This is a genomic window from Pseudomonas sp. KBW05, from assembly GCF_003852405.1.
Lineage (GTDB): Bacteria > Pseudomonadota > Gammaproteobacteria > Pseudomonadales > Pseudomonadaceae > Aquipseudomonas.
Genome location: NZ_QAJM01000005.1, coordinates 65,055 through 89,318, shown reverse-complemented (window position 1 = coordinate 89,318; position 24,264 = coordinate 65,055). Strand labels below are relative to the sequence as shown.

The window sequence follows — 24,264 nt, the reverse complement described above, 5'->3', positions numbered from 1 at the left end:
CCAAGGGCATATTGGTTCGCCCACGCGGGATAATAAGCCGCGGATATTGCGCATTGATGACCCATGCAGGACACCGGGCAGATGACTATCATGTGGCCTTTCTGCTCAGGGGATTTCCCGATGAACCCACTCGCCGCCTTCCCGATTAATAGCAAATGGCCCGCGCAGCATCCCGAGCGCTTGCAACTGTACTCGCTGCCCACGCCCAACGGGGTAAAAGTCTCGATCATGCTCGAAGAGCTGGGCCTGCCCTACGAGGCGCACAAGGTCAGTTTCGACACGCAGGACCAGTTGTCCCCCGAGTTCCTGTCCCTGAACCCCAACAACAAGATCCCTGCGATCATCGATCCCGATGGCCCAGGCGGTGTGCCGCTGGCGCTATTCGAGTCCGGCGCGATCCTGATCTACCTCGCCGAGAAAACCAGCCAGTTGCTGTCCGAAGACCCGGCCACGCGTTACGAAACCCTTCAATGGCTGATGTTCCAGATGGGCGGTATCGGCCCGATGTTTGGCCAGTTGGGCTTCTTCAACAAGTTCGCTGGCAAGGACTACGAGGACAAGCGCCCGCGCGACCGCTACGCCGCTGAATCCCGGCGCTTGCTGGGCGTGCTGGAGAAACGCCTGCTGGGCCGCACCTGGATCATGGGCGACGACTACAGCATTGCCGACATCGCCACCTTTCCATGGATTCGCAACCTGATCGGCTTCTACGAGTCGGGCGACCTGGTGGGCATCGCCGACTTCCCTAATGTGCTGCGCGCGCTGGATGGCTTTGTCGCCCGGCCGGCGGTGATCCGTGGCCTGAATATTCCGAGCTGACCCATGCCGACCTTTGATTTCAAACAACTGGATGTCTTCAGCAGCGTCGCGCTCAAGGGCAACCCCCTGGCGGTGGTGTTGGGCGCTGACAGCCTGACGGACCAGCAGATGGCCGATTTCGCCAACTGGACCAATCTCAGTGAAACCACGTTTTTGCTGACGCCCCGTGATCCCCGTGCTGACTACCGGGTGCGAATTTTCACCACCGTGCAGGAACTGCCGTTCGCCGGGCACCCGACGTTGGGCTCATGCCATGCATGGCTGCAAGCAGGCGGTGTGCCTAAGGGCGAGGACATCATCCAGGAGTGCGAAATCGGCCTGGTACGCGTGCGCCGCCAGGGCGATGAACTGGCGTTTATTGCGCCGCCTTTACTGCGCGCCGGTTCAGTGGAGGCGCCGGTGCTGGAGCGTGTGTGCCAAGGGTTGGGCTTGCGCGCCGAAGACGTTGTGCGCAGCCAATGGGTCGACAATGGCGCTGGGTGGCTGGCGCTGATGTTGGCCGATCGTGATCAGGTTCTGAATTTACAGCCGGACTATGCGCAGTTGCTCGGCCTGGCTGTTGGCGTGATCGCCCCCTGCGACCCCGCGCGCGACGCGGTGGATACGCAGTTTGAAGTACGCGGCTTTATCGCCGGAGATGGCGCCCCGGAAGACCCGGCCACCGGCAGCTTGAATGCCGGTATCGCCCAATGGCTGCTGGGCGAAGGCTTGGCGCCTGAGCGCTATGTGGTCAGCCAGGGCACGGCGATGGGGCGTGCGGGGCGCATTCGTATTGAGCGCCAGGGCGATGACATCTGGGTGGGCGGTGCGGTCGCGGTGTGCATTGACGGGCGTCTACAGCTCTAGATCAATGAATTGTTGCGGGCCTCGCAATACACTGTTGGGCCCTCGGCGTTTGTGTTGCCTATGCCGGTGGGCATAAGCTTTCGCCCCAAAGCCTTCACCCCATTTCAGGACCGCCATGACCAGCCAGTTCCCCCAAGCCCGCCCACGCCGCCTGCGCCGCTCCCCGGAGTTGCGTGGCTTGTTCCAGGAAACCGAGTTCACCCTCAACGATCTGGTACTGCCGATTTTTGTCGAAGAAGAAATCGACGACTTCGTGCCGATTACCAGCATGCCGGGCGTGCAGCGTATCCCGGAGAAGAAACTGGCCGCCGAGATCGAACGTTACGCCCGCGCCGGCATCAAGTCGGTGATGACCTTTGGCGTGTCCCACCACCTGGACGCCAGCGGCAGCGACACCTGGAAGGAACGTGGCCTGGTTTCGCGCATGTCCTCGATCATCAAGGACGCCGTGCCGGACATGATCGTGATGTCCGACACGTGCTTCTGCGAATACACCGACCACGGCCACTGCGGCGTGATGCACGGCGCCCACGTCGATAACGACGCGACCCTGGTCAACCTCGGCAAGCAAGCCGTGGCCGCTGCCCGCGCTGGCGCCGATGTGATCGCACCGTCGGCGGCGATGGACGGCCAGGTCCAGGCGATCCGCCGCGCCCTGGATGATGCCGGTTTCACCCACATCCCGATCATGGCCTACTCCACCAAATTCGCCTCGGCGCTGTACGGTCCGTTCCGTGAGGCTGGCGGCAGCGCGCTCAAGGGCGACCGCAAAAGCTACCAGATGAACCCGATGAACCGCCGCGAAGCCGTGCGCGAATCGCTGCTGGATGAACAGGAAGGCGCGGATGCGCTGATGGTCAAGCCGGCCGGGGCCTACCTCGACATCATCCGCGACATCCGCGAAGCCTCGCGCTTGCCGGTGGCGGCGTACCAGGTGAGCGGTGAGTACGCGATGATCAAGTTCGGCGCCCAGGCGGGAGCGATTGATGAGGACCGCGTCGTGCGCGAAACCCTCGGCTCGATCAAGCGCGCCGGTGCGGATTTGATCTTCACCTACTTTGCGATGGACCTGGCCCTGGCGGGGATCTAAAGATGTAGCAGCTGGTTTTGTGTGGGAGCTGGCTCCCACCAAGATCAGCGCTGCGCAAACGCCAGATTCAACCCCAGCCCCGCAAAGGCCGCCGCAAAACTGCGCCGCAGCCAGTTCTGCACCCGTGGTGACTCGATCACCGCACGCCGAAACACATTGGCCAGCAGGCCATACATCACGAACACCGCAAACGTCATCGCCATGAACACGCCGCTCAATACCAGCATCTGCACGGTAGGCGCCGTGCTGCCTGGCGCGACGAACTGAGGCAGGAAGGCCAGGAAGAAAATCGTCAGCTTGGGGTTGAGAATGTTCATCAGCAGACCGCGCAGCATCAGGCTGCGGGCACTGGCGACCACGGGCGTGTCACTGACGGCAAAGGCCGAGCGATCACGCCAGGTGGCGTAGGCCACATACAGCAGATAGGCGACACCAGCGTACTTGAGCAGGTCGAACGCCAACGCACTGGTGTGCAGCAGGGCGGACAGGCCGAGAATCGAGGCCAGCAGGTGCGGGATGATCCCGGCCGTGCATCCCAGCGCGGCGAACAGGCTGGCGCGCTTGCCGGCGGTGAGGCCGGTGGACACGGTAAAAATCACCCCGGTGCCGGGAATCAGTACGACAATCAGGCAAGTGACAAGAAAGTTCAGGCTGAGCATGGCATTCAAACTCCGTGTAGGAATGGTCGATGTCAGATCCTGTCACGATAGACGCGGGTTGGCGAGCGCACCCGGTCAGCGAACCCTGGTTACACTTGCCGGTCGATATGCCCGGTCCGTCGTTATTCAAGGAAGTGTCATGCCCCTACGCCGCTTGATCCTGTGCATCACTCCGTTACTGGTATTGGCCGGTTGCTCCACCGCGCGCGGCCCGCAGCAGCCGGAGCGCGACGAAGCCGAGGTGAAGGCGCAGATCGTGCGTCTGCTGCCGGCGACCGTGGCGGATCGCAAGGGCTGGGCCCAGGACATCTACACGGCCTTTGACACCCAGAAGATCTACCCAAGCACCGAGAATATCTGCGCGGTACTGGCGGTGACTGAGCAGGAGTCCACCTACCAGGTAGATCCGTCCGTGCCGAATATGGGCAAGATCGCCAGGGACGAAATGCTGCGCCGCGCCGCCAAGGTGTATGTGCCAGCCGTGGTGGTGCGCACCACCTTGCAACTGCGTTCACCCACCGGCAAGTCTTACGCCGAGCGCCTGAATGCCGCGCGCACGGAGAAGGACCTGAGCGGCATTTTCGATGATTTCATCAGCATGGTGCCCCTGGGCAATACCCTGTTCGGCGGTTTCAACCCCGTACACACCGCCGGTCCCATGCAAGTCAGCATCGACTTCGCGCAGAAACAGGCACGGGGTTATCCCTACACGGTGGACGGCACGATCCGACGCGAAGTCTTCACCCGCCGTGGCGGCATGTACTTTGGCATCGCCCACTTGCTCGGTTACCCGGTGAGCTACGATCAACCGCTGTATCGCTTCGCCGACTTCAACGCAGGCTGGTACGCCAGCCGTAACGCGGCATTCCAGGCGGCGGTCAGCCGTGTCTCTGGCACCGAGCTGGCGCTGGATGGGGATTTGATTCGCTACGGCTCGTTGCTACCCGGTACCACCGAGCTGGCGGTGCGCTCACTGGGCGCGAAGCTGGACATGCGCAACCCGAGCATCCGCAGCCAGTTGGAGCAGGGCGAGCAGTTGGACTTTGAAGACACCACCCTCTACAAACGCGTGTTTGCGCTGGCGGACACCGCGGCCGGCAAGCCGATGCCACGGGCGATCCTGCCGGGCATCGTGCTCAAGAGCCCGAAGATCACCCGCAACCTGACCACGGCGTGGTTTGCCAAGCGCGTGGATGAGCGTTATCAGCGCTGCATGAGGCGCTGACTGTGGCGAGGGAGCTTGCTCCCGCTGGGCTGCGCAGCAGCCCCAAGGTTCGTCACTGGCTAACGTCTGAATCACCGCGTTCTACTTTTTTGGGGCCGCTTCGCAGCCCAGCGGGAGCAAGCTCCCTCGCCACAATAAACCGGCGCCACAGCCACACCCACAACCACACCACCGGGAACGCCAGGATCACAAACGGCAGCACGTAGCTTGCGCGTTCCAGGGCGTCGGCGGTGCCGTTCACCAGGTTGTCGCCGAGGTTGCTGAACATGCGGCTGAAACGCGATGGTTGGTTCGCGCCGTCGGAAGAGCGGAAGTTCAGGGTCACGCGGTTGGTGTCGAGACGGCGTTGCTGGTTGGCAGAGACCTGCGCCAGTTCCTGCAATTCGTTTTCGATGGTGGCTTGCTCTTTGCTCAAGGCGATCAAGTCGCTGACGGTGATGTCCTTGCGCTTGGCCAACTCATCGAGACGCTGTTGCTGGGCTTGCAGACGATCCTGGCGGCGACGCACATCGGCGACGGCGTCGGCCAGGTCTTCGGCGGTGGTGATGCGTTGGCCCAGTGTGCCGCCTTCCGTGGCCATGGCGACCATCGGCTCCACACCGGTGGGCGCGATGCGCAGGATGATCTCGCCACCGTTGCCGTCTTCGGTGATGCCGAGGATGTTGCAGGCGCCAAAGCGTGCCGTTTCACAGGCCTCGCGCGTGGCCTGCATACGGGGTGCGAGCAGGGCGCCGGGCAGGGCCAGGGTCAGTTCGTGCTCATAGGCCAATTGCGCGCCAGCCTGGCTTTGTTCGCCGTTGATCGCCCGTGCGCGGGAGTGATCCTTTGGCGAGCAACCGGCGAGGGTCAGGCCTGCGAGCAAGATCAAAATAAGCGGTGTGGCTTTGCCGTCCAGATGGCGCATTGCGGTTCCTTGGGAAGTGCGGGGAAATTTTGGACGGCGATTAAAGCGGGTCTGGCGGATTAACGCAAAGCATCGTGCAGGATTTGCGTGGCTGATGGTGATGGCTGGCGCAAACGGGCTGGAGTACACCTCAGGCCTGACTCCAAGGAAGAACCCGCCATGATCGCTGTCCCCGAAGGTTTTGTTTCACTGCCCCGCAGCAGCCCGCTGCTCGACTTGTTGGGCCCGGCGTACTGCCGGGGTGAAGGCTTGCAACTGGAGATCGGCCTGCGTGCCGACAATCGTCATGCGAACGGGCGCGGTACCGTGCATGGCGGGGTGTTGGCGACCTTGGCGGATGTGGGCATGGGGTATGCGATGGCCTTTTCCAGCCAGCCGCCGCTGCCGTTGATTACCGCGAGCATGACCTTGGACTACCTGGGCGCGGTGCAGGTGGGGGAGTGGATGGTGGTGAAGTTGGAGCATCACAAGCGCGGGCGGCAGATGGCGTTTGCCACGGTGAGCGTGCAAGTGGGAGAGAAGGTGGTGGTGCGGGCGAATGCGGTGTTTGCGGTGCCTCGCTCTGATGAACGATAGAGATCAAATGTGGGAGCGGGCTTGTGTGGGAGCGGGCTTGCTCGCGAAAGCGGAGTGTCAGTCACTTGATTTTTAACTGACACTCCGTCTTCGCGAGCAAGCCCGCTCCCACACAAGCCAGCTCCCACAGTTGGACTGTGTTCATTCAGATAGAGCGGGTAAAGAAAAGGCCCGGTTTTCGTGGAACCAGGCCTTTTCAATAGTGCTCTTGCCAATCAGCTACGTTCGAGAGCCAGGGCCACACCCTGACCGCCACCGATGCACAGCGTCGCCAGGCCTTTCTTGGCATCACGCTTGATCATTTCATGCAGCAGGGTCACCAGCACGCGGCAGCCTGAGGCGCCAATCGGGTGGCCAATGGCAATGGCGCCGCCGTTGACGTTGACCTTGTCCGCATCCCATTCCAGCTCTTTGCCCACCGCCAGTGCTTGCGCGGCGAAGGCTTCGTTGGCTTCGATCAGGTCCAGGTCGCCCAGGCTCCAACCGGCTTTGTCCAGGCAGCGACGGGTGGCCGAAACCGGGCCGATGCCCATGATCGCCGGGTCGACGCCAGCGTTGGCGTAGCTGGCGATGCGCGCCAGCACCGGCAGGCCGAGGGCCTTGGCCTTGTCGGCGCTCATCAGGAGCACTGCGGCGGCGCCGTCATTGAGGCTGGAGGCGTTGCCGGCGGTGACGCTGCCGTCTTTCTTGAACGCCGGCTTGAGCTTGCCCAGGGACTCGGCGGTAGTACCGGCGCGGGGCTGTTCGTCCACGGCGAAGGCCACCGGGTCGCCTTTGCGCTGGGGGATCAGGATCGGTGTGATTTCGTCGGCAAAGCGTCCGGCTTCGATCGCTGCCGCGGCTTTTTGCTGAGAAGCAGCGGCGAACGCATCCTGGGCCTCACGGCTGATGCCGTACTTGTCCACCAGGTTCTCGGCGGTGATGCCCATGTGGTAGTCGTTGAACGCATCCCACAGGCCGTCGGTGATCATGCTGTCGATCATCTTGGCATGGCCCATGCGCAGGCCGGTGCGCGCGGCGGGCAATACGTACGGGGCCAGGCTCATGTTCTCCATGCCACCGGCGATAATCACCTCGGCATCGCCGCAGCGAATGGCCTGGGCGCCCAGGTGCAGGGCCTTGAGGCCGGAGCCGCAGACTTTGTTGAGGGTCAGGCTCGGCACCGCGTGGGGCAGGCCGGCGAGGATCGAGGCCTGGCGCGCCGGGTTCTGGCCGGAGCCGGCGGTGAGGACCTGGCCGAGGATCACTTCATCGACCAGGGCCGGGTCGAGGCCGGTCTGCTCCAGCAGGCGACGGATCACGGCGGCGCCCAGTTCCGGTGCCGGAATATTCGCCAGCGAACCCTGGAAGCTGCCCACGGCGGTGCGGGTGGCAGCAACAATCACGACGTCTTGCATGGAATCTGTCCTCACTGGAAGTGCATTTCTGGAACGTGGTCCGGGACGATCAGTTTACCGGCGGTCTTGCTCACAATCTCTTCAACGCTGACGCCAGGTGCGCGTTCCTTGAGGACAAAAGCGCCATTTTCGATTTCCAGGTACGCCAGGTCCGTCAGCACACGCTTGATGCAGTTCGCACCGGTCAGCGGCAGGCTGCACTGGCTGAGCAGCTTCGACTCACCGTCCTTGGAGGCATGGGTCATGATCACGATGATGTTTTCCGCTCCGGCCACCAGGTCCATGGCGCCGCCCATGCCCTTGACCAGCTTGCCGGGGATCATCCACGAAGCGATGTTGCCCTGTACGTCCACCTCAAAGGCGCCGAGCACGGTGAGATCGACGTGGCCGCCGCGAATCATCGCGAAGGACTCGGCGGAGGAGAAGATCGACGCGCCAATGCGCGCGGTGACGGTCTGTTTGCCGGCGTTGATCATGTCGGCATCGATGGTGTCTTCGGTCGGAAACGGTCCCATGCCCAGCAGGCCGTTTTCCGATTGCAGCATCACTTCCATGCCGTCGGGGATGTAGTTGGCCACCAGGGTCGGGATGCCGATACCGAGGTTGACGTAGAAACCGTCCTGCATTTCGCGGGCGACGCGTTGAGCCATTTGTTCGCGGGTAAGAGCCATGTTCTGAGTCCTTATTGTTCGGGCTGGAGGCGGATTATTTGCGTACGGTGCGCTGTTCGATGCGCTTCTCGAACGTGCCGCAGATGATCCGGTCGACGTAGATACCAGGGGTGTGGATCTGCGCCGGGTCCAGCTCGCCCGGTTCGACGATTTCCTCGACTTCAACCACGGTGATGTTGCCGGCAGTGGCGGCCAGCGGGTTGAAGTTCTGTGCGGTGTGGCGATAGATGACGTTGCCGAAGTGGTCGGCTTTCCAGCCTTTGACGATGGCGAAGTCGCCGGTGATGGATTCTTCCATCAGGTACGGGCGGCCTTTGAATTCGCGGGTTTCCTTGCCTTCGGCAACGGGAGTGCCGACGCCGGTGGCGGTGAAGAAGGCCGGGATGCCGGCGCCGCCTGCGCGCATTTTCTCTGCCAGGGTGCCTTGGGGGGTCAGCACCACTTCGATCTCGCCGCTGAGCAACTGCTTCTCGAACAGCGCGTTTTCACCGACGTAGGACGCGATCACCTTGCTGATCTGTTTTTGTTCCAGCAGCACACCCAGGCCAAAACCATCGACGCCGCAGTTGTTGGAAACCACGGTCAGGTCGCGGGTGCCTTTGCGCTTGATCTCGGCGATGAGGTTTTCTGGAATGCCACACAGGCCAAAACCACCGGAGAGCACAGTCATGCCGTCCTCCAGGCCCGCCAGCGCTTCTTCATAGGACGCCACGCGTTTATCGAAACCTGCCATATGCACCTCTTTTATTGTTTGTGGGCCAGCCAATGAACCGAGTGTTGCGCTGCTGGATTGATTTGTTAAGTTGTTTTTTAAGGTTGATTGATTTAAAAAACAGCATAGTTGAGCAGTCGCCCGGAGTAGCCTCATGACAGTTAAACAGATGCGCGCCTTTCTCGCCGTGGCCCAGAGCCTGAGTTTTGCCGCCGCCTGCGAGCGTCTGCACCTCTCCCAATCGGCCCTCAGCTTGACTATCAAGGGCCTGGAAGAAGGCTTGGGCGGGCGCTTGTTCAGCCGTAATACCCGCAACGTCGCGCTCACGCCTGAAGGTGAATCCCTGCTGCCTCTGGCCCGCCGGTTGATTGCCGATTGGGACAACGCCGAAGACGAGCTGCGCCAGCGCTTCACCTTGCAGCGCGGGCGCGTGACGGTGGCTGCGATGCCCTCGTTTGCCGGTAACCTGCTGCCGCCGATCCTGAAGATATTCCGTGCGCGTTACCCTCAGGTGAATGTGACCGTGCATGACTTGATCAACGAGCAGGTGCTGGAGATGGTGCGCGACCGCCAGGTGGAGCTGGGTGTGGCGTTCGAGCCCTCTGAAGGTTCTTCGCTGGCGTTTACACCGCTGTATCTGGACCGTTTCATTGCCGTGGTGCCGGGCGATTCGCCACTGGCGCAATGCAGCGAAGTCGATTGGAAAACCCTGCTGGAACATCCCTTCATCACCTTGCAACGGCCTTCGACCGTGCGCGTGATGCTGGAAGAGCATTTGGGCGCGCTGCAGATGAAGCTGCCGGTGGCGCTGGAAAGCCATCAACTGGCGACGGTGGGCAAGATGGTGGCGAGTGGTTTGGGTGTCAGCGCCGTGCCCGCGTTATGCGCGCGGCAGATGGAAGAGGCGGGCGCCCATTGCATTACGTTACGCGACCCGGTGATCGAACGGCCGATAGGCGTGCTGACCAAACCTGGGCATGAACTCTCGGCGGCGGCACAAGTGCTGTTTGATATTTTTCGGGATGAGGCGGCGAAGGGGCGTTTTCCGACTTTTTGAATACACCACAAACAAGTGTGGGAACTGGCAAGCCAGCTCCCACAAGTAGTGCACAAGTGACTTTCTAGTAGTAGCGATCAATCACTTTAACTTGCGAGCTGTCCTTGACGGCTGCCCAGGCATTGTTAAGTGTGTCGAATACTTGTTCGATAAAGTTGCGATCAGCCGCAGCCTTCTTGCCGACATAACCCTGGCCACGGCGGTACACCTTCAGGCGTGCTGCCAGTTCACGGTTATTGCGGTCAAATTCGGCTTCTTGGGTATTGGGCGCCAGGCAGTCAAGTTGCACTTCGCCCGATTTACCAATCCACAGGATATGGTCGTCGAGTGTGTCTTTCTGCGCTGCGAACATCTCAGCCAATTCGTCGATAGTTGGTTGGTTGTTCAGATTCATGTGTAAGCCCCTTGACCAGTTGGCGATCTATCAATTGATTCGTTAAAACTGCTTAGTTGTCTCCGGTTGCGAAAACCGGGCGTCAGTGACGGTCTGCCGAATACGGGCAGGGTCTTGAACCTGATGCATGTAGTCTTGCTGATGAACTGCTACGCAATGGTTTCATAACGAAGACAAGCAGCGTTTGAGCTCCTTGCACCGATCCTTGCGGGCCGGTCAGCTTCATCAATCTGCCTTGTGGGCAGTGCACATCCGGAAAAAACAGCTCGGCGGTCAGACGAGCTCTTTCAAAACGCTTGTTACCAACGCTCCCGATCCGGGAGACGTCTCGATAATGCAAGGACAAAAACGTTACGTCAACGGTTATGTAGTGATTATTTTTGGTCACTACATAAATCGCCGTGGGGGCGGGGGGATGCGTGGAGTTGTGACTTGGGCGTCATTTTTTGGCGTTGCGGGTCGTGGCTCGTAGCTGACTGATTCACTGCAAAACCTTGTGGGAGCGGGCTTGCTCGCGAATGCGGTAGGTCAGTTAACACATGCATCGACTGTCACGCCGCCTTCGCGAGCAAGCCCGCTCCCACATAAGCCCGGCCCATATTTTAGATGGGAGGTGTTGCTAGCTCAGGCGATCAACAAGCAACGGCAACAACCGTTCGCACGATGCCTCGATCTTCACTTGCAACAACTCATCCCCCCGCGTCTTGCCCAGGTTGATCGCGATCACCGGCTTGCCTTGTTCCACCATCGCCTTGCACAGGCGAAACGCTGAATAAGCCATCAAGGATGAGCCGACCACCAGCAACCCCTCGGCCTGTTCCACCGCCACCATGGCCTTGAAGGCAGTAGCCTGGGCGACGTTCTCGCCGAAGAACACCACATCCGGTTTCAAGCGTTGACCGTTGCAATGGGGGCAGTGGGGGATCTGGAAGCGTTCTTCAAAGGCCGGATCCAGCAGCGTATCGCCATCGGGCGCTTGCACGGCATCGACGCCGGCCAGGTAGGGATTCTCGTGTTCCATCCGCTGTTGGATCACATCGCGCGGGCTGCGCTGCTGGCAGTCCAGGCACAGCACCCGGTGCAGGCTGCCGTGCAGTTCGATCACGTCATGGCTGCCGGCCTGGTCATGCAGGGTGTCGACGTTTTGGGTGATCAACCCGCTGATGCGTTGGTGTTGTTGCAAGGCCGCCAGGGCTCGATGGGCGGGGTTCGGCTGGGCGATGCGCACTCTCGGCCAACCCAGCATTGCCCGCGCCCAATAACGGCGGCGTGCTTGCGCGGTGGCGAGGAATTCCTGGTACATCATGGGCGCCTTGCCCCGGCGCACACCTTCGCTGTCGCGATAGTCGGGTATTCCCGAGGACGTGCTGATTCCCGCACCGGTCAGCACCAGAAAGCGCCGTTCGGCCATGGCCCGGTGCAGGGTGTCGAGGTGGTCATCCTGATGTTCCAGGCTGTCGAGCATGGGTTCCCCTATTCGCCGCGAATGTATTGCTCCAGTTGCTTGATCAGGTCGGCCTGGTCGGCGATGGCCTCTTTCACCAGGTCGCCAATGGACAGCAGCCCTAGCAGTTTGCCGTCTTCGACCACGGGCAGGTGGCGCAGGTGGCTGTCGGTCATGATGTTCATGCATTCATCGACTTTTTTGTGGGTGTCGACGGTGATCACCGGAGAACTCATCACCTCGTGGACCTTCGTGGTGACCGATGACAGCCCCTTGAGCATGATCTTGCGTGCGTAGTCACGTTCGCTGATGATGCCTACCACTACGCCATCCTGGACGACCGGCAAGGCCCCGACGTTTTTCTCCGACATGCGGACCAGCGCTTCAAACACGGTGTGGTCGTGTTTGATGACATGGACTTCCTGATTCTTCTGGTCCTTGGCTTTGAGCACTTGTGCAACGGTTTTCATGGCGGCCACTCCGGTGTTGTTGTTAGGAAGTCAGCGGTTCCCCTACAGAATCCTAGACGGCCCACGGGAGGGCAAGGTCCAAAGCGGCGTCAAACCCGTCGAAAAACGTCATTCGCCGGACTTTTTTCCGCTTTTACCCGGCATTCGCCGGTTTTTTTGCGCGCCGGGGGCTGGCGGCCGCCTTGCGTGGGGCGCTCTTGCGCTTCTTTTTCCACGGCGCAGCGCCTTGGCCTGGCGGGCCGGTGATGGTCATGCGCAGGCCATTGCAGCGCGCCACCTGCTTGCTCATCCAGGCCGCCTGCTTGGCGACGAACTCTTCCAGGCTCATCTCGCCGCTTTGCACCATATCCAGGGCTTGCTCCCAGATCGCGGTGGTGCCCGGGTCTGCAATGGCGCGGGGCACGGCGTCGATCAGGCTGAACGCCGCCTGAGTCGCCGACAAGGCCTTGCCGTTTTTTACCAGGTAACCACGGTCCAGCAAGCCCTGGATAATCCCGGCGCGGGTGGCTTCGGTGCCGATGCCGGTGGTGTCCTTGAGCTTTTGCTTGAGCAGCGGGTCTTCCACCAGCTTGGCGACGTTTTTCATCGCCTTGATCAAGTCGCCCTCGGTAAAGGGCTTTGGCGGTTGGGTCCACAGGTCCTTGAGGTTGACCTTGGTCACCGCATATTCCTGGCCTTGTACCAGCGAGGGCAAGGCTTGCGGTGCAGGGGCTTCGCGGCCCTTGGCCGGCGCCAGGGCTTCGGGCAGGGCGCGTTTCCAGCCGGGCTCGATCACCACTTTGCCCACCGCCCGCAATGCTTGGCCGGCGCAGTCGAAATCCGCCTGGGTGCGATCGTATTCATGGTTGGGCAGGAACTGCGCCAGGTAGCGCGCGCGAATCAGCGTGTACACGGCGCGATGCTTGCCGGTGAGTTGCCCCGCGTCCTTGCCGGCGCCGGTGGGAATGATGCCGTGGTGGGCGCTGACCTTGGCGTCGTTCCACGCCCGCGAACGGCGTTGCGGGTCGAGATGGGGCATCAGTTCATTAACGGCCTCATCGGCCCGGCCCAGGGCGGCGAGAATCTTCGGCGCGTCGCTGTGCTGGCTCAGCGGCAAGTAGCCACAATCGCTGCGCGGGTAGGTGATGGCCTTGTGGGTTTCGTAAAGGGACTGGGCGATGTCGAGGGTTTCCTGGGCGCCGAGGCCGAGCTTCTTGGAGCAGATTTCCTGCAGGGTACCGAGGTCGAAGGGCAGGGGCGCCACCTCGCGCATGCGTTCGGTACGTAGCTTGACCAGGCGCGCGCTGGCCGCATGGCGCATCGCATCGGCGGCGACTTGTGCCAGTTGCGGGTTGAGGCAACGGCCCTGGTCATCACAGGCATCCTCGGCCGCGCGCCATTGGGCGGTGAAGGTCATGTGCTGATGTTGCAGGTCTACGTCGATGGCCCAGTACGCCACCGGTACGAAATCGGCGATGCTGCGGTCGCGGTCCACCACCAGGCGCAAGGTCGGGGTTTGCACGCGGCCCACGGGCAGCACGCCTTGATACCCGGATTGGCGGCCGAGCAAGGTAAACAATCGGCTCATGTTCATGCCGATCAGCCAGTCGGCGCGGGAACGGCCAAGGGCCGAGTGGTACAGGCTGAAGGTTTCGGCGCCGGGCTTGAGTGCGGCCAGGGCCTTGCGAATGGACGCATCGTCCAGCGCCGACAGCCACAGGCGCTGGATCGGCCCGCGATAACGACAGTGCTCCACCAACTCACGGGCGATCATCTCGCCTTCACGGTCGGCGTCGGTGGCAATCACCAGTTCCTGGGCTTCCCCTAGCAGTCGCTTGACCGCCTTGAACTGGCTGGCGGTCTTGGGCTTGACCCGCATCTTCCATTTTTCCGGGACGATCGGCAGGTCGGCCAGCACCCAGCGTTTGTACTTGGCGTCGTAGGCGTCGGGCGGGGCGGTTTCCAGCAGGTGGCCGATGCACCAGGTGACTGTGACCCCATTGCCCAGCCAGCAGCCGTCGCCGCGGCGGCTGGCGCCGAGCACGGCCGCGATGTCCTTGGCCTGGGAGGGTTTTTCACAGAGGTACAGCCGCATGGTTATCACATCAGATCGGGTTGATGCTGTGCAGGATGCTCAGTAAACCGGCATTGATCAACTATTATCTGTATGGATGTACAGCAATTTGTGTGGGCGGCCTAAAGCTAAATGTGGGAGCGGGCTTGCTCGCGAAGGCGGTGTGTCAGCCAATACATGTTTGACTGGTCCACCGCTTTCGCGAGCAAGCCCGCTCCCACACAAGCCCGCTCCCACAGGGGGGGCTTCAGTGGTTGGAAGATCAGTTGTTATCGATATCCACGTGCCGGGTTTCCTTCAGGCAGATCATCCCCACCACCAGGCTCACCCCCGTCACCACCACCGGGTACCACAGACCATAGAAAATATCCCCGGTGTACACCACCAACGCAAACGACACTGTCGGCAGGAACCCGCCAAACCAGCCGTTGCCGATGTGGTAGGGCAGGGACATCGAGGTGTAGCGGATGCGCGTCGGGAACAGTTCCACCATCAACGCCGCCAGCGGGCCGTAGCACATGGCCGCGATCAGGATCAGCGCGACGATCAGCACCACCACCATGGTTTTGTTGACCTGGGCCACATCCGCCGAACTCGGGTAGCCGGCCAGAGTCACTGCGCCGCGCAGGGCCGCTTCGTCAAAACCGTCGATACGCACTTCACCCACGCTCACTTGCACCGGGCTGCCCGCTGGGGCGGCGGCGCTGCTGTAGGGCAGGCCCTGCTTGACCAGGAAGGTCTTGACCTTGTCGCACGGGCTGTCAAATTTCGCCTTGCCCACCGGGTCGAACTGGAAGGTGCAGGTGGCCGGGTCGGCCAGCACGGTGATCGGCGCCTGTTGGCTGGCCTGGTCCATCGCCGGGTTGGTGTAGTGCGCCAGGCTTTTGAAGATCGGGAAGTACAGCACGGTGGCCAGCAGCAGGCCGAGCATCAGCACCGGCTTGCGCCCGACCTTGTCCGACAGCCAGCCAAAGAAGATAAAGAACGGCGCACCAATCACCACGCTGATGATCAGCAGCATGTTCGCCAGGGCCGGGTCCATCTTGAGGAACTGGGTGAGGAAGAACAGCACATAGAACTGCGCCGCGTAAAAGGTCACCGCTTGCCCGCCGTTGATGCTGAACAGCGCGATCAATACCACCTTGAGGTTGTCCCAGTTGCCGAACGACTCACTGATCGGCGCCTTGCTTGCCTTGCCTTCCTCTTTCATTTTCAAGAAGGCCGGCGACTCGTGCAGGCTCATGCGGATCCAGGTGGAAATGCCCAGCAGCACGATGGAAAACAGAAACGGAATGCGCCAGCCCCATACTTCGAACTGGTCGCCGGTGAAGTAGCGGCAGGCCAGCACCACCAGCAATGACAGCAGCAGGCCGATGGTCGCGGTGGATTGAATCCAGCTGGTATGAAAGCCGCGTTTGCCCGCAGGCGCATGCTCGGCCACATAGGTCGCCGCGCCGCCGTATTCGCCGCCCAGCGCCAGGCCCTGGAGCATGCGCAGCACGATAAGGATGATCGGCGCGGCAATGCCGATACTGGCGTAGGTCGGCAACAGCCCCACGCAAAACGTCGCCACGCCCATGAGGATGATAGTCACCAGAAAGGTGTACTTGCGCCCGATCATGTCGCCCAGGCGGCCGAACACTAGCGCACCGAAGGGCCGCACCACAAAGCCGGCCGCAAAGGCCATCAAGGCAAAGATAAACGCCGTAGTGTCGTTGACCCCGGCAAAGAACTGCTTGCTGATTACCGCCGCCAGCGCGCCGTAGAGGAAAAAGTCATACCACTCGAACACCGTCCCCAGGGACGAGGCGAAGATGACTTTCCTTGAATCGTTGTTGGTGCTCGCGTCTATGACCGAGCCCAGGGGTTGAGCATGTTCTGACATCGGGTAGCCCTCACAGTGATTATTTATTGTTGTTCCACTGTCGGCGCCAGGTGTGGCGCCGCTATTCAGATTGCATGAACCGTTTCTCTCTGCGGGGTGAGGCTCCTTGTGTTCGGCGAAAGAATGAGCTGCGCGGCTTTTTCCGCGATCATCAGCGTCGGTGAGCAGGTGTTGCCGGAGGTGATGCGCGGCATGACCGAGGCGTCGGCGATGCGCAGGCCGGGCACGCCATGCACGCGCAGTTGGGCGTCGACCACCGCATCGGCGTCGCTGCCCATGCGGCAGGTGCCCACTGGATGGAAGATGGTCGTACCGATACGCGCTGCGGCTTCGTGCAGTTCATCTTCGGTTTGCAGGGCATCGCCGGGCAGGTATTCCACTGGTTTGAATGCGCGTAGGGCGGGTGCGGCAACGATGCGGCGCGTCAGGCGGATCGCATCGGCGGCCACGCGCAAATCTTCGGGGTGGCTGAGGTAATTGGGCCGGATCAATGGTGCATCCGCCGGGTTGGCCGAGCGGATGTCCACGCGGCCACGGCTTTGCGGGCGCAGGTCGCAGACCGACGCGGTAAATGCCGGAAACGCGTGCAGTGGCTCGCCAAAGCGTTCCAGGGACAGCGGTTGCACATGGTATTCGAGGTTGGCCGAGGTCTGTTCCGGGCCCGAGCGGGCAAACGCGCCGAGTTGGCTGGGGGCCATCGACAACGGGCCACTGCGGTCGTACAGGTATTGCAGGCCCATGCCCAGCTTGCCCCAAAGGGAACCGGCGATCTGGTTGAGAGTGCGGGCGTTTTCCAGTTTGTAGATCAGGCGCAATTGCAGGTGGTCCTGCAGGTTGCCGCCAACGCCGGGCAGTTCACGCACGACCTCGATGCCCAACGGTTTGAGCACGCTGGACGGGCCAATCCCCGAGCGTTGCAAAATGCCTGGCGAGCCGACTGAACCGGCGCACAGTACGATTTCCTTGCGCGCCTTCCAGCTCAGCGACTGGCCCAACTGACGGCCGACGACTTGAGAGGCGCGGCCGTTTTCCAGGACTACGCGATCGACTTCCACTTCAGTCAGCACGGTGAGATTGGGCCGCTGGCGGATCGGCTTGAGAAACGCCTTGGCTGCGTTCCAGCGCACGCCGGCCTTCTGGTTGACCTGGAAGTAGCCGCAGCCTTCGTTATCACCGGTGTTGAAATCGTTGATGTTGGCGATACCGCTTTGCGCGGCTGCATCGCGGAACGCGTCGAGGATCGGCCAGTGCAGGCGCTGTTGCTCGACACGCCACTCGCCGCCATCGCTGTGGAATTGCGAGCCACCGGCAAAATGGTTTTCGCTCTGCTTGAACAGCGGCAGCACATCGCTCCACGCCCAGCCTGGGTTGCCTGCCGCCGCCCAGCCGTCGTAGTCCTGGGCCTGGCCGCGCATGTAGATCATGCCGTTGATGGACGAGCAGCCACCCAGCACCTTGCCCCGTGGATAGCTCAGCGCACGGCCTTGCAGGCCTTCCTGCGCTTCGGTCTTGAAGCACCAGTCGGTGCGCGGGTTGCCGATGCAGTACAGGTAGCCGACGGGGATGTGGATCCAGGGGTAATTGTCGCGGCCACCGGCTTCGAGCAGCAGCACGCGGTGGGCGGGGTTGGCGGACAGTCGATTGGCCAGCAGGCAGCCTGCGGGGCCGGCGCCTACGACGATGTAATCGTATTCAGCAGTTGCAGTGGGCATCTGGGGTCTCGCTTGTTTTTCTTATTGCCCTCATCCTAGTTGTTAGTTTTCGTCTTAAAAATGTTAGTTTTTACCCAGCTGCTGTGCGTTTTTAAACAGTGCGGCCCGGGCCTATGGAGATGGAGGCGACATGTTCGACTGGAATGACCTGCGCTACTTTCTGGAATTACAGCGCAGCGGCCGTCTGCTCACCGCCGCACAACGCCTGAAAACCACCCACGCCACCGTCGCCCGGCATATCGAGGCCATCGAGAAAAGCCTCGGCACCGCGCTGTTTGTGCAGCACGCCCAGGGCTACGAGCTGACGCCCGCTGGTGAAGCGCTGCTCAAGCACGCCGAAGCCATGGAAAACGTCGCGCTGTTGGCCGAAGACGAACTCACCCACAGCGCCGCGCCGTTAGGCAAGATTCGCCTGGGCGTCGCCGAAGGCCTGGGGGTGATGTTTCTCGCGAGCCGCATGGGTGGGCTGTTTGATCGCTACCCGGGACTGGAGGTGGAACTGGTGGCGGTGCCGCGCTTCGTCAGCATCCTCAACCGCGAAGCCGAGATCAGCATCCACCTGGAGCGCCCCAGCGTCGATCAACTGGTCACACGCAAACTCACCGACTATCGCCTTGCGCTGTACGCCAGCCGCGCTTACCTGGAGCGCAATCCGCCGATTGAAAAACGCGAGGATCTCGCGGCGCACGCGTGGATCGATTATGTCGATGACTTATTGTTCAGCCAGGAACTGAAATTCCTCAGCAGCTTCTGCCGCAACCCCAAGGTGGTGTTCCACAGCACCAGCGTGATCGCCCAGCACCAGGCGGCGCGTTCGGGCTTGGGGATTGCCGTATTGCCGTGCTTCATGGCCTCGGCAGACCCGGAATTGGTGGCGTTGCTGCCGGGGGAGGGGATCATGCGCAGCTACTGGATCAGCTCGCGGCGGGAGTTGCACAAATCGGTGCGGTTGCGGGTGTTGTGGGATTACGTGGTGGAGCTGTGCGCGCGGGAGCAGGGGTTGCTGCTCGGCGAAACCAACTGACCGAAACCGGATTAAACCTGTGGGAGCTGGCTTGTGTGGGAGCGGGCTTGCTCGCGAAAGCGGAGTGTCAGTCAGTACATGTGTGACTGATTCACCGCATTCGCGAGCAAGCCCGCTCCCACACAAACCCTCTCCCACAGGTTGATCTTGGTGTGTCAGGAAGGTATTAGAGCTTCACCACCTGATGCACCTGCTCCGCACAGGCCCGTGCCTCGTCGACCATCTTCCCAAACGCCGCGCTGACCATTTCATCATGGGTCAGCCAGCGCATCTTCTGGGTCAGGCGATAGTGATAGCGCAATGCGCCGTCTTCGCGCTGGCCTTCAAGGTCCAGGTCGTACCACGGTGAGCGCACCTGGCAGCCGGGGATGGCTTTTTCCATCTGCCCACCGCTCAGGGTGATGGTGTAGTCATTGGTTTCCGGGTTGCCCTGGTCCAGGTCGGCCTGTTGCCCTTGGCGGCGGTAGTAGACGAAGGCATCCCAGCGGCCTTTGAGCGACTCATCGGTGTAGACGTAGCCATCCGCCAGTTTCTCCAGCGCGCGCTGGTCGTTCATGGTTGCGTTGACGCTATACCCGTCGTGTACGACAAAACCGGTGGCTGCGCGGGTGACGTGGCAGTCGCTGATTTCATGGCCGAAGTTGGCGCAGATGTTCTGGTCGGTGGCGGTGCTGCCTTGCTGGCGATCGGCGACGCTCAGTTGCATCAGCGGCAGGCGGCTGAAGGCGAGGGTGGCCTGGATTGCAGCGTTGCCTTGCTTGTCGTAGTGCACCTGTTTGTCCAGGCGCAGAGTGGTTTCGGGACGTTCCAGCGGGATATGTTCTTTGCGCACCTGGCCCTGGGCGTCGTTGACCAGTACCCAGCGGTCCTGGATGTCGGGCATGGTTTGGCCCGGGGCAAACACCGGGTTGGTTGGGTCCAGCCACCAGACCTCGCCGCCCACTTCGGCGCGCACGATGGCGTGATTGGGCGCGTTGGTGCCGGGGATCAACAACGACTCCACCACATCGCCACGGCTGACCCAGGCGGTTTCGGCGGGGATGCTGCTGGCCTTGAGCATGGCGGTCAGCAGAATCGCCAGGTCCTTGCAGTCGCCATAGCCGTGCTGCTCGATTTCCGCCAGGTTGAACGGCACATAACCACGCTCCGTGGCACGCCAATCGCCGAGATAGCGGTAGTGATCGTTGAGGTGCTGCATCAACGCCCCGACCCGTTCGGCGGGCGCCAAATCGCGCGCGGCGGCGACGGCAGCCGCGCTTTGTGGCGGCAGGCTGGCGCCGAGGATCTGGTTGTAGCGCTGGGCGAAATCGCCGAAGTACGCCTGTTGCTCCACGGCGCTGCCCACTTCGATACGTGGGATGCGCAGCAGCGCAGCGTTGGAAGATTCGTTGATGTAGTTCAGAAAAGTCGGGGCTTTTTGCACCACGTCCAGGGTCTTTCCGTTGGCCGATGGCGTCACCTTGAAGCCATCAAACAGCTCAGTGCGCCACTGGATCGGCCGCTCGGCGGTGAACCGCGCCTTGAAGCGGTCGCGCCGGGCCGCGCTGGGGCCGAACCTGAGGGCGTAGTGAAACTGCGTCATTAGCGGTTTGGCCGGGCGATGCTCGCGCACTGTGTAGCGAATCTGCGTGCCGACGCGCAGGTTGGGGAAGGCCAGGGAGGTCTGCTTGTCGCGGCTGAAACCCTGGTCCGGGTTGGGCGCAGTGCGCGTATCGATTTGCGTATCGGCCAGGGCAACCGGCTTGGCGCCAGGCTGGGTGGATTGGGCACTGATCACTTCAAAGGTGTCGCCTTCGGCGTAATCGAAGTCGATGCGCGAGAGCATCTCACGACCGTTGGGCTGGAGGATCGTGTAGTGATAGGTGGTGGTGCAGTCAGTGCTGGCGTCGCGATTGAAGTGGCAATGCAACTCGGTGTCGCTGGCCAGTGGGGCTTCGGCCAAGGGTTGCAGTGCGGCGAAAACGCTAGGAGCAGCGAGCCCCAGACTGATGGCAAGCAAAGGACGGTAAAACGCAAAACGGTACATGGGCGCCTCGGGTGACACATTGAAACAGCTACCTGGCAGGTAGCGAGAAGGCGCCGGATGATAATGGATCGCAACGGAGAAGGCCAGGATTGTTCGACAATCTATCTGGCTGAAAGGCCCGAGATAGAGCCTTTTGTTTGATTTGTGTCAGGGTTTTAGCAGTTCGAACTCGGCGCTGGCGAGCTTCTCGCCATTGACCAATACGTGCACTGCATGTTTGCCGGGATAGTGTTTGCGTGTGGTCAACTCGCGAATATGTTGCTCCCGGCGCAGGCTATGATGCTCTCCAGCCCCGAGGGTAAACGCCTTGAGCTTGAACACCTTTTTTGCGCTGTGCCCCGCACTTTTCACGTAGTCGATGGCGTAGTCCACCACCAGTTTTTGCGCGGTGTCAGCCGTCGACTCCAGGCTGAATGACAGGTTGATCCGCTCCCCAAGGTTGATCACTGCTGGCGTAACGCTCAGTTGATGCAGCTTCACCTCGGCCTTCGCCCCGGCGCCCATGATCGTCAACGCGCGGGTGTTGCCTTGCTTGATCAGGCTGCGCAGGGCGTGGCGGGCGATCCAGGCGGTGTGGGGGTTGTCCAGTGACCAGCCTTCGATCAGCGTGAGCACCCAGTCCGGGTGGTCCTTGGTGATGTCGTTGAGGTGGTTGGCCACCGACTTGCGCACGTACAGGCTGGGGTCGGCCTTGAGGTTGTCGAGGATCGATGCGCATAGCTGGGGATTGGCTTGCACGTTGGCCAGGCGAAAGGACCACGGCAGGCGCGGTCGCGAGCCTTCGCTGGCCAGGCGGCGCACATGGTCGTTGGCGTCCAGCGACCACGTTTGCATCACCGCCAGGGTGCGCGGGAAGTCGTGCAGCAGGAAGGGGCGGATAGCGAATTCGGCGGAACCAAAGGTGGTGAAATATTTGAGCGCGGCCATGGAGCGTTCGAAGTCATCCAGCCCGTAGCTCGCCACGTAGTGCGGCAGGAACAGGCTGACAAAGCTGCTGTTCAAGCGCGGTGCCAGGGCATACAGCAGTTCCAGGCTTTGTGGGTAATCCAGGGGGATCACCGCGTGCAGGCTCTCGCTGACCCGCGCCATGCGCTGCATCACCGATAACTCTGCGAGCCCGGCCTTGGAGTGCTTGAGAAAGCCCTTGGCGTCGAACGCCGGGTACACCGCGCTCATTTCGCTGGCGATGTGGTGCAGGCGTTCGACGTTGAAGATTTCTTTAAGGGCCGGGGCGCTTTGGTCGGTCATCGGTGAGTCCATGGGGTGATTTAGAGAAACCAGCGGTATTCCCTGGCGTGAATCTCTTGCTGGAACGCCAAGTGGTCCTGGCGTTTGTTTTCGCAGTACACGTCGACAAATTCGGCGCCCAGCTTATCGCGCAATACCGCTTGATGCTGCATGGCGCGCACCGCATCGAGCATTTCCACGGGGAAATCGGTGCCGCTGCTGCGGTCGTCGTTCAACGGGGCGATGGGTTCGCGCTTGGCTTCAAGGCCGTGCTCCAGGCCGACGAGGATCGCCGCCAGCACCAGGTACGGGTTGGCGTCGGCACTGGCCAGGCGATGTTCGATACGCAGGTTGCGTGGGTCGGAGTCGGGGATGCGCACGCACGCATCACGGTCTTCAAAGCCCCAGCTGGCGCGCGTCGCAGCGTTGACCGTGCCACCCAGGCGGCGGAAGGCGTTGTGGTTCGGCGAGAAGATCGGCATGCAGTGCGGCAGCAGTTCCAGGCAACCGGCCACGGCATGGCGCAGGGGTTGCTGCTGGTGCGCCGCCAGCAGGTTGTTGCCCGCAGCGTCATACAGGCTGACATGCACATGCATGCCGCTGCCGGGGTATTGCAGGTAGGGCTTGGCCATGAAGCTGGCGCGGTAGCCGTGTTTCAGCGCCACGCCACGGGTGCTGCGGCAGAACAGGGCGGCCCAGTCGGCGGCGCGCAGGCCGTCGTCGAGGTGGCCGAAGTTGATCTCGAACTGGCCGGGGCCGATTTCGGCGGTGATCACCGTGATGTCGATGCCTTGGTCCTTGGCGGTCTGCGCCATGTCATCGAGCACGTCGCTGAAGCGCGACAGGCGTTCGATATGCAGGTTGGGCTGGTCATCGGCGTCGTCGCTCAGCGGGTCGCGGGCGAATTGCGGCAGGCCGTCGGCGAGTTTCTTGTCGAACAGGTAGAACTCCAGTTCAAACGCCACCACCGGGTGAATGCCTTTGTGGTGCAGGCGTTCCAGTACCTTGGCCAGCACTTCGCGGGGTTCGAACTCGATGGGCGCTTCGGTGCCGTCCGAGGTGATCAGCATCTGCCCCAGCGGTTGCGATTCCCAGCTCACCGGCTTGAGTGTGCCCGGTACCAGGCGGCGGTTGGCGTCCGGGTCGCCGTCGTTGAAGCAATAATCGCCAATCTTGAACAAACCGCCCTGGACCCCTAGCAGCACTGCGTTTTGCGGTAGCTTCAGCGGGCTGCCGGCGGCGACTTTTTCCAGCATCTCGATGGGGTAGCGCTTGCCGTAGAAATGCCCGGGAATATCCAGCGCGATCAGGTCGACGTAACGCACGTCGGGGTGGTTCTGGCGAAAGGTCCGTACTTCGGCCAGCAGGGTGGAGGAATGGCTTTTCACGGGTGCAGCTCCTAGTTGTAAACCCACAGCACGCGGGCGGGCAGGTCGGTCAGGTTGGCGTAGCGACAGTGGGCGAAACTGGCCAGGTGAAAGCTGTCGCCGGGGCCCAGGGTGACGGAATCGGTTTCACCCTCCACCCACAGCGTCAATTCGCCTTCCAGCACAAAACCGGCCTGCTCGGCGCGGTCGCTCATGGTCTGTTCACCGCTGTTGGCGCCTGGGGCGAGCAGGCTGTCGAGCATCGAGAAGGCGCCGTTCATGCTCGGCGACACGAGGATGTCGGTGATGCCGTTGGCGTAATACACCGTACGCCGCTCATTGGGGCGGGTGATCCAGTCCACGGCCTTGGGTTTGGGCTGGCTGTAGAAATACGTAGTGGGCACGTCGAGGGCGTGGCTGATGGCAGTGAGGTCTGCCACGGTCGGGCGTGACAGGCCGCGTTCGACCTGGGACAGGAAACCCACCGAGCGCTCGATCTTTTGCGCGAGCTGGGCGAGGGTGAGCTTCTTGTGCTTGCGCAGATCGTGGATCAGCGCGGCGAGGGTGGCGAGTTCTTCTTGGGGTGTCATGAAATTTATGTCGGGAAATTTCATGAAAAATTACATGAATTATTTCATGCGGGCAATGAAATATGTGCGTTTGTTCAATCCCCTGTGGCGAGGGAGCTTGCTCCCGCTGGGCCGCG

General features: G+C 61.7%; 22 protein-coding genes. 7 read left to right on the top strand and 15 right to left on the bottom strand.

Annotated features, from left to right (window positions below):
- Positions 1-120 precede the first annotated feature (120 nt).
- The 3 genes from DBR46_RS04585 (at position 121) to hemB (ending at position 2,755) form a co-directional block, all read left to right on the top strand.
- Positions 121-819: a glutathione S-transferase N-terminal domain-containing protein gene (locus DBR46_RS04585; protein ID WP_124525187.1), complete on the top strand. Its 699-nt coding sequence runs from the start codon at positions 121-123 to the stop codon at positions 817-819.
- A 3-nt stretch (positions 820-822) separates the two neighbouring features.
- Positions 823-1,665, top strand: coding sequence for a PhzF family phenazine biosynthesis protein (locus DBR46_RS04580; RefSeq protein WP_124525186.1), 843 nt, complete (start codon positions 823-825; stop codon positions 1,663-1,665).
- A 115-nt stretch (positions 1,666-1,780) separates the two neighbouring features.
- Positions 1,781-2,755, top strand: coding sequence for a porphobilinogen synthase (gene hemB / locus DBR46_RS04575; RefSeq protein ID WP_124525185.1), 975 nt, complete (start codon positions 1,781-1,783; stop codon positions 2,753-2,755).
- A gap of 44 nt (positions 2,756-2,799) precedes the next feature.
- Here hemB and DBR46_RS04570 read toward each other — a convergent pair whose 3' ends face one another.
- On the bottom strand, positions 2,800-3,414 hold the full coding sequence (locus DBR46_RS04570; RefSeq protein ID WP_124525184.1) for a LysE family translocator: 615 nt from the start codon (positions 3,412-3,414) through the stop codon (positions 2,800-2,802).
- Positions 3,415-3,553: 139 nt separating this feature from the next.
- Here DBR46_RS04570 and DBR46_RS04565 point away from each other — a divergent pair, with 139 nt between their 5' ends.
- Positions 3,554-4,639 carry a DUF1615 domain-containing protein gene (locus DBR46_RS04565; RefSeq protein WP_124525183.1) on the top strand — a complete coding sequence of 362 codons (1,086 nt, stop codon included), beginning with the start codon at positions 3,554-3,556 and terminating at the stop codon, positions 4,637-4,639.
- Positions 4,640-4,691: 52 nt separating this feature from the next.
- Here the strand turns inward: DBR46_RS04565 and DBR46_RS04560 are convergent, their stop codons facing one another.
- Positions 4,692-5,543, bottom strand: a complete 852-nt coding sequence (locus DBR46_RS04560; protein ID WP_256659218.1) for a DUF4349 domain-containing protein — start codon at positions 5,541-5,543, stop codon at positions 4,692-4,694.
- A 159-nt stretch (positions 5,544-5,702) separates the two neighbouring features.
- Between DBR46_RS04560 and DBR46_RS04555 the strand changes: the two genes are divergently transcribed.
- Positions 5,703-6,119 carry a PaaI family thioesterase gene (locus DBR46_RS04555; protein WP_124525182.1) on the top strand — a complete coding sequence of 139 codons (417 nt, stop codon included), beginning with the start codon at positions 5,703-5,705 and terminating at the stop codon, positions 6,117-6,119.
- A 215-nt stretch (positions 6,120-6,334) separates the two neighbouring features.
- On the opposite strand, the gene DBR46_RS04550 is transcribed toward DBR46_RS04555, so the two are convergent.
- The 3 genes from DBR46_RS04550 to DBR46_RS04540 are packed head-to-tail and all read right to left on the bottom strand — an operon-like array spanning position 6,335 to position 8,920.
- Entirely contained in the window at positions 6,335-7,516 is a 1,182-nt protein-coding gene (locus DBR46_RS04550; protein ID WP_124525181.1) for an acetyl-CoA C-acetyltransferase, read from the bottom strand.
- Positions 7,517-7,527: 11 nt separating this feature from the next.
- Entirely contained in the window at positions 7,528-8,187 is a 660-nt protein-coding gene (locus DBR46_RS04545) for a CoA transferase subunit B (protein ID WP_017736560.1), read from the bottom strand.
- Positions 8,188-8,221: 34 nt separating this feature from the next.
- Positions 8,222-8,920 (bottom strand): CoA transferase subunit A, encoded by a 699-nt coding sequence (locus DBR46_RS04540; protein ID WP_124525180.1) that lies wholly within the window; start codon positions 8,918-8,920, stop codon positions 8,222-8,224.
- Positions 8,921-9,053: 133 nt separating this feature from the next.
- On the opposite strand from DBR46_RS04540, the gene DBR46_RS04535 reads away from it, so the two are divergent.
- Positions 9,054-9,956, top strand: a complete 903-nt coding sequence (locus tag DBR46_RS04535; RefSeq protein WP_124525179.1) for a LysR family transcriptional regulator — start codon at positions 9,054-9,056, stop codon at positions 9,954-9,956.
- A gap of 64 nt (positions 9,957-10,020) precedes the next feature.
- Here the strand turns inward: DBR46_RS04535 and DBR46_RS04530 are convergent, their stop codons facing one another.
- The 6 genes from DBR46_RS04530 to DBR46_RS04505 all read right to left on the bottom strand — a co-directional run bounded on the left by DBR46_RS04530 (position 10,021) and on the right by DBR46_RS04505 (position 17,914).
- Positions 10,021-10,350 (bottom strand): hypothetical protein, encoded by a 330-nt coding sequence (locus DBR46_RS04530; protein WP_017736562.1) that lies wholly within the window; start codon positions 10,348-10,350, stop codon positions 10,021-10,023.
- Between the two features lie 619 nt (positions 10,351-10,969).
- On the bottom strand, positions 10,970-11,815 hold the full coding sequence (locus tag DBR46_RS04525) for an NAD-dependent protein deacetylase (protein ID WP_124525178.1): 846 nt from the start codon (positions 11,813-11,815) through the stop codon (positions 10,970-10,972).
- Between the two features lie 8 nt (positions 11,816-11,823).
- Positions 11,824-12,264 carry a CBS domain-containing protein gene (locus DBR46_RS04520; RefSeq protein ID WP_016977364.1) on the bottom strand — a complete coding sequence of 147 codons (441 nt, stop codon included), beginning with the start codon at positions 12,262-12,264 and terminating at the stop codon, positions 11,824-11,826.
- Between the two features lie 133 nt (positions 12,265-12,397).
- A complete protein-coding gene (locus tag DBR46_RS04515) occupies positions 12,398-14,338 on the bottom strand; it encodes a DNA topoisomerase III (RefSeq protein WP_124525177.1) in 1,941 nt (646 codons plus the stop codon).
- Between the two features lie 241 nt (positions 14,339-14,579).
- On the bottom strand, positions 14,580-16,202 hold the full coding sequence (locus DBR46_RS04510) for an MFS transporter (protein WP_124525176.1): 1,623 nt from the start codon (positions 16,200-16,202) through the stop codon (positions 14,580-14,582).
- Between the two features lie 65 nt (positions 16,203-16,267).
- Positions 16,268-17,914, bottom strand: a complete 1,647-nt coding sequence (locus DBR46_RS04505; RefSeq protein ID WP_124525175.1) for a GMC family oxidoreductase — start codon at positions 17,912-17,914, stop codon at positions 16,268-16,270.
- Between the two features lie 130 nt (positions 17,915-18,044).
- On the opposite strand from DBR46_RS04505, the gene DBR46_RS04500 reads away from it, so the two are divergent.
- Positions 18,045-18,938, top strand: a complete 894-nt coding sequence (locus tag DBR46_RS04500) for a LysR family transcriptional regulator (protein WP_124525174.1) — start codon at positions 18,045-18,047, stop codon at positions 18,936-18,938.
- A 166-nt stretch (positions 18,939-19,104) separates the two neighbouring features.
- On the opposite strand, the gene DBR46_RS04495 is transcribed toward DBR46_RS04500, so the two are convergent.
- The 4 genes from DBR46_RS04495 to DBR46_RS04480 form a co-directional block, all read right to left on the bottom strand.
- Positions 19,105-20,964 (bottom strand): DUF3857 domain-containing transglutaminase family protein, encoded by a 1,860-nt coding sequence (locus tag DBR46_RS04495; protein ID WP_124525173.1) that lies wholly within the window; start codon positions 20,962-20,964, stop codon positions 19,105-19,107.
- 147 nt (positions 20,965-21,111) lie between these two features.
- Positions 21,112-22,212 carry a DNA alkylation repair protein gene (locus tag DBR46_RS04490; protein ID WP_124525172.1) on the bottom strand — a complete coding sequence of 367 codons (1,101 nt, stop codon included), beginning with the start codon at positions 22,210-22,212 and terminating at the stop codon, positions 21,112-21,114.
- Between the two features lie 20 nt (positions 22,213-22,232).
- Positions 22,233-23,579: a glutamine synthetase family protein gene (locus DBR46_RS04485; protein WP_124525171.1), complete on the bottom strand. Its 1,347-nt coding sequence runs from the start codon at positions 23,577-23,579 to the stop codon at positions 22,233-22,235.
- Positions 23,580-23,590: 11 nt separating this feature from the next.
- Entirely contained in the window at positions 23,591-24,148 is a 558-nt protein-coding gene (locus tag DBR46_RS04480) for a helix-turn-helix domain-containing protein (RefSeq protein WP_124525170.1), read from the bottom strand.
- Between the last annotated feature and the right edge of the window lie 116 nt (positions 24,149-24,264).

What these genes read in the sequence shown, in the direction of transcription:
- DBR46_RS04565 (WP_124525183.1), top strand. Translation starts at nt 3,554, where the DNA reads ATGCCCCTACGCCGCTTGATCCTGTGCATCACTCCGTTACTGGTATTG.
- DBR46_RS04570 (WP_124525184.1), bottom strand. Translation starts at nt 3,414, where the DNA reads ATGCTCAGCCTGAACTTTCTTGTCACTTGCCTGATTGTCGTACTGATT.
- DBR46_RS04480 (WP_124525170.1), bottom strand. Translation starts at nt 24,148, where the DNA reads ATGACACCCCAAGAAGAACTCGCCACCCTCGCCGCGCTGATCCACGAT.
- DBR46_RS04555 (WP_124525182.1), top strand. Translation starts at nt 5,703, where the DNA reads ATGATCGCTGTCCCCGAAGGTTTTGTTTCACTGCCCCGCAGCAGCCCG.
- DBR46_RS04540 (WP_124525180.1), bottom strand. Translation starts at nt 8,920, where the DNA reads ATGGCAGGTTTCGATAAACGCGTGGCGTCCTATGAAGAAGCGCTGGCG.
- DBR46_RS04550 (WP_124525181.1), bottom strand. Translation starts at nt 7,516, where the DNA reads ATGCAAGACGTCGTGATTGTTGCTGCCACCCGCACCGCCGTGGGCAGC.
- DBR46_RS04560 (WP_256659218.1), bottom strand. Translation starts at nt 5,543, where the DNA reads ATGCGCCATCTGGACGGCAAAGCCACACCGCTTATTTTGATCTTGCTC.
- DBR46_RS04530 (WP_017736562.1), bottom strand. Translation starts at nt 10,350, where the DNA reads ATGAATCTGAACAACCAACCAACTATCGACGAATTGGCTGAGATGTTC.
- DBR46_RS04585 (WP_124525187.1), top strand. Translation starts at nt 121, where the DNA reads ATGAACCCACTCGCCGCCTTCCCGATTAATAGCAAATGGCCCGCGCAG.
- DBR46_RS04520 (WP_016977364.1), bottom strand. Translation starts at nt 12,264, where the DNA reads ATGAAAACCGTTGCACAAGTGCTCAAAGCCAAGGACCAGAAGAATCAG.
- DBR46_RS04510 (WP_124525176.1), bottom strand. Translation starts at nt 16,202, where the DNA reads ATGTCAGAACATGCTCAACCCCTGGGCTCGGTCATAGACGCGAGCACC.
- DBR46_RS04515 (WP_124525177.1), bottom strand. Translation starts at nt 14,338, where the DNA reads ATGCGGCTGTACCTCTGTGAAAAACCCTCCCAGGCCAAGGACATCGCG.
- DBR46_RS04495 (WP_124525173.1), bottom strand. Translation starts at nt 20,964, where the DNA reads ATGTACCGTTTTGCGTTTTACCGTCCTTTGCTTGCCATCAGTCTGGGG.
- hemB (WP_124525185.1), top strand. Translation starts at nt 1,781, where the DNA reads ATGACCAGCCAGTTCCCCCAAGCCCGCCCACGCCGCCTGCGCCGCTCC.
- DBR46_RS04490 (WP_124525172.1), bottom strand. Translation starts at nt 22,212, where the DNA reads ATGACCGACCAAAGCGCCCCGGCCCTTAAAGAAATCTTCAACGTCGAA.
- DBR46_RS04500 (WP_124525174.1), top strand. Translation starts at nt 18,045, where the DNA reads ATGTTCGACTGGAATGACCTGCGCTACTTTCTGGAATTACAGCGCAGC.
- DBR46_RS04580 (WP_124525186.1), top strand. Translation starts at nt 823, where the DNA reads ATGCCGACCTTTGATTTCAAACAACTGGATGTCTTCAGCAGCGTCGCG.
- DBR46_RS04545 (WP_017736560.1), bottom strand. Translation starts at nt 8,187, where the DNA reads ATGGCTCTTACCCGCGAACAAATGGCTCAACGCGTCGCCCGCGAAATG.
- DBR46_RS04505 (WP_124525175.1), bottom strand. Translation starts at nt 17,914, where the DNA reads ATGCCCACTGCAACTGCTGAATACGATTACATCGTCGTAGGCGCCGGC.
- DBR46_RS04525 (WP_124525178.1), bottom strand. Translation starts at nt 11,815, where the DNA reads ATGCTCGACAGCCTGGAACATCAGGATGACCACCTCGACACCCTGCAC.
- DBR46_RS04535 (WP_124525179.1), top strand. Translation starts at nt 9,054, where the DNA reads ATGACAGTTAAACAGATGCGCGCCTTTCTCGCCGTGGCCCAGAGCCTG.